Annotated in this window: 2 protein-coding genes; both read left to right on the forward strand. The window is 39.5% G+C overall.

Annotation, left to right across the window (positions count from 1 at the left end; genetic code table 11):
- Nucleotides 1–1,283, forward strand: a 1,283-nt coding sequence (locus tag HOLDEFILI_RS04610; protein WP_244264303.1) for a hypothetical protein, incomplete at its 5' end; no start/stop codon positions are given.
- 72 nt (nt 1,284–1,355) lie between these two features.
- Nucleotides 1,356–1,730, forward strand: a 375-nt coding sequence (locus tag HOLDEFILI_RS19570) for a hypothetical protein (protein WP_006058311.1), incomplete at its 3' end; no start/stop codon positions are given.

Here is a 1,730-nt window from a genome sequence, read left to right on the forward strand (position 1 = left end):
CCCTGATCCTGTTAAGCACGGGAATTGGTTCAATGTTGGTTGCGTGCAGCGTACAGGCACAGCCGCAGGAGCCGGAGGAACGATTATTACAGATTAGCCGCAATGACGAGAATGTGGAACTGATGTTACAAAGCGAAGACCCGGAAGTTCTGGAAACGATGCAAAAAGTGCTTGACCGGCAGCGAGAGCCAATCAGCGATCCCTATTATTATGATTTGAAAATCCATTATAACGGCCAGGATTATTTAGCTTGGACAAATCCCCGCTGGCTGTATCTCAATGATCAACAGGGAAATATCAGCTGTACTGACGATCCTTACGCCCTCTATGATTTCTATGCTTTGATCGGTTACGAACAGCCGGAAATCAAGACAGGAGAGTTTACGATGAATCCCATCGAAGGCAGAATTGACAAAATTTCTGTACCCGATATCCGAGAGGATATACAACCGGAAAAAGAAGTCAATTGGGCTTGGATTCAACCAAATCAATATCCTTATTTTGATGTTTTCTCAAATTTGCACGGCGAGTATGTTGAAATAGGAAAAAACACCTGGATTCATCAGAATCAAAGCTTGGCGGAAAATCCCTTATTTACGTTTATTGTTAATCCAGGAGAAGAACTTATTAATGATTCATATTTCTTTTATGAACCTGTGACAATTTGCTTTATCAAAGGGAATCTCGCAATCATCAATGATTGGCTGGTTCAGCTGGATCGGGATTATTTGAATACAATACAGAATCTTTTAACAAATTTAAGCGATACAGGTTCCCATTTCGAAAGTCTTGAAGAAGAAGCACAGTTAAAAAAGCAATATTATAAAGAAAGTAGTATTTATTCTCATATTATTGACCCTGTTTCTGAAAATGGAAAAACTGTTTATGAAATATCAGGTATGAATTTGAGAATTCTTGTTGATCAGGAAGTACCCTCCGATGTCTTTATGATTTATGATTCGTTATCAAAAAGCGCAAGTTTTGAATTTATTGAGTGGCCGATCGACAGACTTCATAATTATTATGATGGAGGGTGTTACAGCGATGGATTTTATAAATTTTCAATTTTAACTCAAGAAGATCTGAATTATAAAGGCCCTGAATCAATTCTGGCAGAGGAAGTCTATCGGTTTAATGATCATGAGATTATTTGTATAACCTCTGATTTAGATATGATGTTACCAGAAAAATCGATTAATTATATGAAATCGGTAGGTTATTATCCGAAAGCGGACGGAAAATTGGAGTTGTTAGACCATTTAACGTTTGAAAAGATTCGTTAACGATTTGTTATTGTAAAAATGGAAATCAGAATAGATACAATGAGATCGTGTGCGATCTGAAAGGGAAGATATATGACTGTAGTATTTGAACAAATTATAGAAATTTCAATTTCGATGTCCGTGCTTATTCTGATTCTATTCGCCTTTTCGAAAGGAATGCATCAACGATACCGGGCTTCGGTTGTGGTCTTGGCCTGGCTGGCCATCGCTTTGCGGTTGATTCTGCCGTGGAATATCACGCTGCCTTCAGCGGCGGTTACGATCCCTGTTCCTCAGCGAATGGTGCAGCCGCTTCCCGTGGGATCCTCATTTACAGAGAGGCCTCAGCCGGAAACCGAACCGCAGCTGCCAAGTCCTTCATTTTCAGAGCATTACGAAAAAGCAGAAGAAAACCCAACACCGGCAACAGGATTTTCAATTTCGATCTTACAGATCTTAACGGTCATT

Origin of the sequence: Holdemania filiformis DSM 12042 (assembly GCF_000157995.1) — a bacterium.
GTDB lineage: Bacteria > Bacillota_I > Bacilli_A > Erysipelotrichales > Erysipelotrichaceae > Holdemania > Holdemania filiformis.